This is a genomic window from Corallococcus sp. AB049A (genome assembly GCF_003668885.1).
Classification (GTDB): Bacteria; Myxococcota; Myxococcia; order Myxococcales; family Myxococcaceae; genus Corallococcus; species Corallococcus interemptor.
The window spans coordinates 1-8689 of the sequence record NZ_RAWL01000370.1 but is presented as its reverse complement, the minus strand read 5'-3'; the positions used below and the strand labels follow the sequence as shown (position 1 = coordinate 8689).

Sequence of the window (8689 nt, the reverse complement as noted above, 5' to 3'; positions counted from 1 at the left end):
GGTCAGCGCAGGGCCGCTCGCGCGGGCATACTGCGGCGCCGTGAGCGAGACCGAAGGCAAGGCTCCGGACCTCCAGGCGGCCCTGGCCGCGTGGCGGGAGGCCGTGGGCGAGGCGCACGTCGTCGTGGACCCCGAAGCGCTGGAGGCCGCCCGGACGGCCACCTTCGCCACCACCCAGACAATCCCCGCCATCGTGCGGCCCGCGGACACCGCGCAGGTGCAGGCGTGCCTGCGCATCGCGAGCGCGCACCGCGTGCCGGTGTACCCGGTGAGCGCCGGCCGCAACTGGGGCTATGGCTCGCGCGTGCCTCCGGGCGACGGCAGCGTGCTCTTGGACCTGGGGCGCATGAACCGCGTCGTCGCGTACGACGAACAGCTGGCGTACATCACCGTGGAGCCCGGCGTGACGTTCCGCCAGGCCGCCGCGTACCTGCGCGAGCGCCAGTCCGCGAACTTCATCACCACCATCGGCGGCTCCCCGGACGCGAGCCTGGTGGGCAACGCGCTGGAGCGCGGCGACGGACGCGGCCCCCACGCGGACATCTTCCAGCACGTGTGCGCGCTGGAGGCCGTGCTGCCCACGGGCGAGCGCATCGAGACGGGCCACGCGAGGTTCCCGGACTCGCGCGCCGCGCCCGTCTTCCGCTGGGGCCTGGGCCCGGTGCTGGACGGCCTGTTCAGCCAGTCGTCCCTGGGCGTGGTGACGCGGATGACGTTCTGGCTGGCGCGCAAGCAGCCCTGGCTGCGCGAGTTCGTCTGCGCCGTGAACGACGACGCGCAGCTGTGGACCTTCGTGGACCGGCTCCAGGCGCTGGCCCTGGACGGCACGCTCAAGGGCAGCTTCTTCTTCTGGAACGACATCAAGGCCTACAGCGTCACCCAGCAGTTCCCCTACGCCGCCGTGGGCCGCACGCCCCTGCCGGACTGGGCCCGGGAGAAGTTCCGCGAGGGCTTCGGCCGCTGGGCCATCAGCGGCACCCTCACCGCCCCGGACGCGGAGTTCGGGGCGCTCCTGGAGAAGCGGCTCGCGCGGGCCCTGGAGGGCGCCTTCCGCCCGCTGTCCTTCGGCCCGGAGGTGCTGGACGGCGAGGGCGGCTTCCAGGGCGTGCCCTCCGAGGCCAACCTCGCCATGACCTACTGGCGCAAGCGCACGCCCCAGCCGGAGGACCCCAACCCGGACCGCGACCGCTGCGGCTTCATCTGGTGCTGCGTCGCCGTCCCCTTCACCGGACAGGACGCGAAGCGCGCCACCGACATCGCGGACCGCGTCCCCCGCCTCTTCGGCTTCGAGCCCAACCTGGCCCTGCTCGCGTTCTCCCCGCGCTGCGTCTACCTCATCACCGCGCTCGCCTATGACCGCGACGCGAAGGGCGAGGACACCCGCGCCCAGGCCTGCTACCGCGCCCTCACCCGCGAGCTGGCGGACGCCGGGTATCACCTGACCCGAGCCGGACTCCAGGCGCAGGGAGCCGTACCGGCCGTGCGGGACGACTCCACGGCGGTGCGCCGGCGGCTGAAGGACGCGTTCGATCCCCAGGGAATCCTGGCTCCCGGGAGATCCGAGCCCTGAGGGGCATGGGCGGATCAGAAAGAAAAAGAGACGCGGAAACTTTCTCGGGCCCCTGCCGATAAATTCTCAAGTCACAAGCTTTCCCACCGCGCCTCGCGCCCGCCGGAGCCCGCTTCCATGTCCATCGAGACCAACCGCTACCGCCCCGTGTTCCGGAACACCACGACGACCCCTCCGGCCAACGGGACGCAGGTGCGGCGCGAGGTCCAGGCCCACACGGAGAACCGGGCGCAGGGCGAGGCGACCATCAACCTGAACCGCGGCGTTCAGGGCAACCGCGTCTCCACCAGCAACCAGGCCAACCCCAACACCACCACGGACATCCAGAAGCAGCTGGAGACCAGCCGCTTCGACCAGACGGTGGCCTCCGGTGAGTGGAACAAGAGCTATTCCGCGGCCTCCGGCTCGCACACCTCCGGTGACGTGAACGGCAACTTCCACAACACGGTGGAGGGCCAGGTGCTGGCGGCGGACGTGGCCGCGCAGGGCAACGTCTCCATCGACCCGCTGCACGGCAAGATTGGCGCGCAGGGCTCCGTGGACGCGCGCGCCGACCTGGTGCGCGGCTCCGTGGAAGGCCACGCGGACAGCGCGCTGGGCCGCTCCGAGTGGGGCGCCGAGGGCAACGTGGGCGCCGAGGCGACCGCCACGGGCCAGGTGGTGCTGGACCCGCTGCACGGCCAGGCCGCGGCCTCCGTCCACGGTGAGGCCTTCGCCGGCGCCCGCGCCAGCGCGGAGGTCAGCCAGGAGATTGGCCCCGCGACCGTCACGGCCGGCGCCGAGGCCTTCGCCGGCATCGGCGTGGAGTTCGAGGCCAACGTCGGCCTGAAGGACGGCAAGCTGTCCGCCAACTTCGACGTGGGCGCGGCGCTGGGCATCGGCGCGAGCATCGAGTTCGGCTTCTCCGTCGACGTGGGCAAGATTGGCGACGCGGCGAAGAGCGCCGCCGAGGGCCTGGGCAACGCGGTGCAGAACGTCGGCGAGGGCATCAAGAACGTCGGCGAGGGCATCAAGAACGCGCTGAGCCACTGGTAGTCCCCAGCCTCGCGCACCCGAAGCTCTTCCCAAGGGCCTCGTCCATCCGGGCGAGGCCCTTTCCTTTTCCCCGTTGCTCGACAGCCCCCGCCCCCTGGGGGACACTTTCCCTCATGAACTCTCTGGAAACCCTTCTCGCGCAGGGCCAGGTCGCCCAGGCCAGGGCCGAGGCCGAGAAGCTCCTCGCGAAGAACCCCAACCACCGCGACGCGCTGGTGGTGATGGCCAAGCTGGCGCTGGTGGAGAACAAGGTCCCCCAGGCCGAAGGGCTGCTCGCCAAGGCGGAGGCGCAGGGCGCCACGGCGGAGACGGGCCTGGTGCGCGCGAACATCGCCGCCCAGAAGGGCCAGCTGGACGCCGCCCTCAAGGCCTACCAGGGCGTGCTCGCGCTGGAGCCGAACCGCGCCGAGGCGCACTTCGGCAAGGGCATGATGCTGATCAAACAGGACAAGGCGCCCCAGGCGCTGGAGGCCCTGTCCCAGGCCGCGAAGCTCGCGCCCCAGAACCCGGTGTTCCGCTACCGCCTGGGCCAGGTGCAGCTGGAGGCCGGCCAGACGGACGCGGGCCTGGCCACGCTGCGCGAGGTGCTCACGCTGGCGCCGCGCTTCGTGCCCGCGTACCTGAGCCTGTCACACGCGCTGTCCTCCCAGGAGAAGCTGGTGGACGCGCGCAAGGTGCTGGAGCAGGGCCTCAAGGCGGTGCCCAACCAGCCGCGCCTGCTCGCGTCCGTGACGGTGCTGTCCATGGCGCTGCGCGACCTGCGCACGTCCTACCAGGCGGCCTCCGCGCTCGCGGCCCAGCGCCCGAAGGACGCGGACGCCCAGGCGAACCTCGCGCAGCTGATGCTGGCGCGCGGTCAGATTGAGCAGGCCCGGCACCTGTGCCAGACCATGGCGTCGCTGGGCGTGGCCAACGAGTCCCTGAAGATGGCGGAGGCCACCTGCTTCGAGGCGCAGGAGCCGCCCGCGTACGACAAGGCCATCGCCGCGTACGAGCAGGGCATGAGCCTGGCGCCGGACGGCTGGCGCGCGGCGAACAACCTGGGCCAGCTGCTGTTGCGCGTACCCGCCGAGCCCGCGAACGCGCACCTGCCGCGCGCCGTGACGGTGCTGGAGGAGGCCGTGCGCCGCGCCCCGGACCGCCCGGAGCCGCTGCTCAACCTGGCGCTCGCGCAGGCGCGCCTGGGCCAGGAGGCGAAGGCGAAGGAGCTGGTGCAGAAGGTGCTCGCCATGCCGCTGGCGGAGGACACCGACCTGCACGAGGAGGCCGTGCGCCTCTCGCAGGCCCTCGCCAAGGCCTGAGCAAGGCCTGGGCAACGCCTGAGCTTCTAGGCGTTGAAGTCGAGCGTGGGCACGTCCTCGTCGCCCGTCGCCGCCTGGTACACGTGCCAGGCGGTGGCCAGGTCCTGGAAGGGCAGGCCCACGCCGGCGAACACCGTCACCTGCTCCTGGGACGTGCGCCCGGGCTTGAGGCCCGCGAGGACCTCGCCCAGCTCCGCGTGGATGGAGGCCTCCGTGAGCCCCACCGCGCCCGCCGCGCCGGTGGACACGCTCAAGCCCCGGTGGTCGCAGACGAAGAGCGCCTGTTCGAGCAAATCCTTCGATAGCTCCGCCTTGCCCGGCTCGTCCGCGCCCAGCGCGGTGATGTGCGTGCCCGGCCGCACCATGCCCGCGTGCAGGAAGGGGTGGTGGCTCCACGTGGCCGTCACCACGAGGTCCGCGTCCGCGACGGCGTCCGCCACGGACGTCTCCACGCTCACGGGCAGGTTCAGCTCCTGGTACATGCGCGTGGCGTAGGCGTTCGCGTTCGCCAGGTTCGTGTCGAAGACGCGCACCTGGGTGAGCGTGCGCACCAGCCGCAGCTGCTTGAGCTGGAGCACGCCCTGGCGGCCGGCGCCAATCACCGCCACGCGTGAGGCGTCCGGCCGGGCCAGCACGTCCGCGGCCAGCGCGCCCACCACGCCAGTGCGCACGGCCGTGAGGTGGCCGGAGTCCATCACCGCCAGCAGCCCTCCCGTGACCAGGTCGTGCAGCTGCACCACGCCCTGGATGGCGGGCGTCTGCCCGGGGAACTTCGCGTGCACCTTCACCGTGTACGCGGGGATGCCGGGCACGGAGCCGGGGAAGAGCACCAGCGCGGTGCCCTCCGAGTGCAGCGGCGCGCGCACGCGCTGCGGGGCCACCGTGCGGGCCAGGGCGTCGGTGCGGAAGGCCTCGCGCAAGTCGTCCAGGAGCAGGAGCGCCTGGGTGTTGCGGGCCACGGCGGAGCGGTTGAGCAGGAGGGTCGGCATGCTGTGCCGGCCACCCTACCCCAAGCCCCCGCGCGCCCTGGGGCGCGAACGTCCCCCGGCCCGGCCGAGCGCACGAAGGTGAACGGCGCACCGGGCGCCGCGTCCGGGGGCCTCCCTGGAACCGGCGGCCGAGGGCTCGCGGAGGACCTTCATCCGACGCGAGGGCAAGGCACGCCGGGGCCACCATGCGCAGACTTCGCGCGAGGGGCGGCGCGGCCGGGCGATGGCCTGGGGAGACTGGCGATGCAGGGGCCGGATTCACACTCCGTGGACGAGCATGCGCGCGGCGGACCCCGCCCCAGCGCGGCGGAGTTCCTGCGCGCGAACCACGACGTGCTGCTGGCGGAGTGGCAGCAGGAGGTGATGAAGCACCTGGGCGGGAAGGCGCCGGCGCACCCGCCCTGGCTCATCGACCACCTGCCGGAGCTGCTCTCCACGCTGGCGGACGCGATGGAGGCGGGGCCAGAGGCCCTGGACGAGCGCCTGGAGGCGGCGCACGCCGCGGCCCGGATGGACGCGGGCTTCAACCTGGGCGAGGTGGCCCAGGAGTACGCCCTCCTGCGCCGCTGCATCCTCCACCGCCTGGAGACCCAGGAGCAGCAGCTGCGGCCCGGGGACCTCACGCGGCTGGAGGAGACGCTCGACCGGGTGGTCACCCGGACGATGACGTTCTTCTGGGACATGAAGCAGCGCACGTTGCAGACGCTGGACCGCATGTCCGAGGCGACGCTGGATGACCCGGACATGGAGACGCTCCTGGAGCGCCTGCTCACCCGGCTGATGGAGACCGCGCTCACCGTGGACACGGCGGCGGTGATGATGCTGGAGGGCGACGCGCTGGTGGTGCGCGCCGCGGTGGGCCTGGGCACCGACGAGGTGAAGGGCCTGCGCGTGCAGGTGGGCCAGGGCGTCAGCGGGCAGGCGGCGCTGGAGCGGCGGCCCTTCTTCGTCCGCTCGGCCGCCACCGACCCGCGCGTCCTCCTCGGGCCGCTGCGCCGCGCGGGGCTGCGCGCGCTGTACGGCCTGCCGCTCATGAACGGTGAGCAGCTGCTGGGCATGGCGTACATGGGCTCTCGCACGGCCTTCGCCTTCTCCGACTCGGACGTGCTGCTCTTCCACGCCATCGCGGAGCGGGCGTCCGCGCACATCGCCCAGGTGGAGCTGCACGAGCGCGAGCACGCGGCACGCCGGGAGGCCGAGCGGTCGCTGGCGCAGCTGGACTCACTGCTGGAGTCGGCGCCCGTGGGCATCGCCTTCCTGGACCTGGAACTGCGCCACCTGCGCATCAACAGCACGATGGCGCGCCTCAACAGCAAGTCCGTGGAGATGCACCTGGGCCGCACGGTGCGCGAGATGGTCCGGGAAGACCTCCAGGCGTCCGTCGAGCGGCCGATGCGCCAGGTGCTGGAGACCGGGCAGCCCCTGCGGGACGTGCTCATCCAGGGGCCGGATCCTGTGCGGGGCCGTCCAGGGTTCTGGCGCGTGGACTACTTCCCGGTGCGCACCCCGGACGGCGTGCTCCTGGGGGTGGGCAACACGGTGGTGGACGTCAGCGACTTCAAGCACGCGGAGGCCGCGCTCCAGCAGGCCATCGACTTCCGGGAAGAACTCATCGCCGTCCTGGGCCACGACCTGCGCAACCCCCTGCACGCGGTGAACGCGTCCGCCTTCATGCTGGGCAAGGTCCCGGACCTGGACACGGGCGCGCGCCGCTCCGTGGACCGCATCCGCAAGGCCACCGCGCGGATGACGCGGATGATCAACGACATCCTCGACTTCGCCCGCAGCCGCCTGGGCGGAGGCATCCCGGTCACGCGCCAGCGCGTCAACATGTTGGAGCTGTGCCAGGGCGTGCTGGATGAGTTGCAGGTCGTCTATCCGGAGCGGCCCCTCACGCTGGAGGTGCACGGGGACGACCTGTGGGGAGAGTGGGACCCGGACCGCGTGACGCAGGTGCTGGGCAACCTGGTGGTGAACGCGCTGCAACACGCGAGGAACGACTCACCCGTGGTCACCCAGCTCACCGGCGAGCCCATGGACGTGGTGATGCGCGTCTGCAACGAGGGCGACCCCATTCCCCCGGAGGTGCTGCCGCACCTGTTCGACCCGTTCAAGCAGTCGCGTCCGCAGCAGGATCCAGGCAACAAGCAGCGCAGCCTGGGGTTGGGGCTCTACATCGTCGGCGAGCTGGTCCAGGCGCACCAGGGCACCGTCCGCGTGGAGACCGGCGATGGGGATGGCACGACCTTCACCATCCGCTGGCCCCGCGTCCCCCCGCCCAGGGGCGACCTGCCGCCGTGAGCCACCGTCACGGCGCGGGCGCGATGGCCAGCGTGTGCACGGCCTCCGCGAGCATGCGCGTGCTCAAATCCAGCGTCTCCAGCGCGATGGACTCATCCGGGGCGTGGCCGGTGTAGGGCTCGTTGGGGAAGGCGGGCCCGAAGTCCACGGCGCGGGGGAACAGCCGCGCGTAGGTGCCGCCCCGGATGGAGCCGGGCACCGCGTCCGGCGCCTTGCGCTGCCGCTGGTAGATGCCCATCAGCGTCTTCACCAGCGGGCCGGACGTGTCCGCCACGTGCGGGTCACCCAGGTAGCGGCCGGTGCCCTCCTTCACCTGGCCACCGGAGTCCTCGCCCACGCGCTTCGCGGCGGCGTCCAGCGACGCGTTGAACGCGGCCGCGTCCCTGCCCTGCGGCCGGCGCATGTTGACGCCCAGGGACACGCTGCCGTCCTTCACGCGCAGCACGGTGGGCGCGACGAGCAGCGGGCCCATCAGCGCGTCCTCGTACTTCAGGCCCAGCTTGTCGCCGTGGTGGTCGCCGTCGAAGCGCTTCGCCACCACGCGCAAGAGCGCCGCGATGCCGTTGTCCTCCAATGACAGACGCGAGGCCACGGCGGACAGGTCCCAGAGCGCGTTGTGGCCCTCATCCGCGGTGGACGAGTGCACCGCCACGCCGTGCGTGGTGAGCACCACGGTGTCGCCCTCTCGCTTCACCTGCGCCTTCAGGTCCTTGCGCGCGGGGGACTCCTGGGCGATGGCGGCCTTCACCGCGGCGAGCACCGTCTCCGGCGTCTGGCCCTTCACGGGCGCGAGCTTCAGCGTGGCGGCGCCGGGCACCTGGGTGAGGAACTCGCCCGCGCTCACGTCCACGGCGCGCGCGACGATGCCCTCCTTCGGCGTGGCGAGGGCCGTGCCCACGGGCGCCTCCAGCGTCCACGCGACGAAGCCGGACTGCGCGGCCATCACCGGGTAGCCGGAGTCCACGGAGATGACGTGCGTGGGCTTGGGCTGCGTGTCCGCGTAGTTCTTCATGCCGTTCCAGTCACTCTCCTCGCCGTTGCCGATGATGATCAGCACCTTGCCCTGGGGCTTGAGGCCCAGGTCCTTGGCCATGGCCAGCGCGACGAGCCCGGAGGCGATGGGGCCCTTGTCGTCCTCCACGCCCCGGCCGTACAGGCGGCCCTTCTCCACCACGGGCTTGAAGGGCGCGCGCTTCCACTCATGCGCGGGCGCGGGCACGACGTCGCCGTGGAACACCAGGCCCAGCAGCGGCTCGCCCTCGCCCCAGGACAGCTCGAAGACGTCGTTGTCGCCCACGGTGCGGAAGCCGAAGCCGTGCGCCTTCGCCCAGGCCTCCAGGGCGCGGCCCATGGCGGCCACCTCCGGGTTCTTCGCGGCGGGCGCCTCGCTGCTCACGGTCTTGAAGCGGACGAGCGTCTGGGTGAGGGCCACCACGTCGTCCAGCGCACAGGCCTGCACGTAGGCGGCGTAACGCTCCGCGGCGGAGGTGCCC

General features: G+C 72.3%; 6 protein-coding genes. 4 read left to right on the top strand and 2 right to left on the bottom strand.

Annotation, left to right across the window (positions count from 1 at the left end; all coding sequences use genetic code 11):
• From D7X55_RS30240 to D7X55_RS44245, 3 genes are all read left to right on the top strand, one after another.
• On the top strand, positions 1–1570 hold a 1570-nt coding region (locus D7X55_RS30240), incomplete at its 5' end, for an FAD-binding oxidoreductase (RefSeq protein WP_233610158.1).
• Positions 1571–1687: 117 nt separating this feature from the next.
• Positions 1688–2605: a hypothetical protein gene (locus D7X55_RS30235; RefSeq protein ID WP_120552480.1), complete on the top strand. Its 918-nt coding sequence runs from the start codon at positions 1688–1690 to the stop codon at positions 2603–2605.
• A 113-nt stretch (positions 2606–2718) separates the two neighbouring features.
• Complete coding sequence (locus tag D7X55_RS44245; protein ID WP_120552479.1) at positions 2719–3906, top strand: tetratricopeptide repeat protein; 1188 nt, start codon at positions 2719–2721, stop codon at positions 3904–3906.
• A gap of 26 nt (positions 3907–3932) precedes the next feature.
• Here the strand turns inward: D7X55_RS44245 and D7X55_RS30225 are convergent, their stop codons facing one another.
• On the bottom strand, positions 3933–4895 hold the full coding sequence (locus tag D7X55_RS30225; protein WP_121724877.1) for an ornithine cyclodeaminase family protein: 963 nt from the start codon (positions 4893–4895) through the stop codon (positions 3933–3935).
• 267 nt (positions 4896–5162) lie between these two features.
• Between D7X55_RS30225 and D7X55_RS30220 the strand changes: the two genes are divergently transcribed.
• Positions 5163–7196 (top strand): ATP-binding protein, encoded by a 2034-nt coding sequence (locus D7X55_RS30220; RefSeq protein WP_233610157.1) that lies wholly within the window; start codon positions 5163–5165, stop codon positions 7194–7196.
• A gap of 7 nt (positions 7197–7203) precedes the next feature.
• On the opposite strand, the gene D7X55_RS30215 is transcribed toward D7X55_RS30220, so the two are convergent.
• The coding region (locus tag D7X55_RS30215) for a Sapep family Mn(2+)-dependent dipeptidase (protein WP_147470268.1) at positions 7204–8689 on the bottom strand (1486 nt) is incomplete at its 5' end.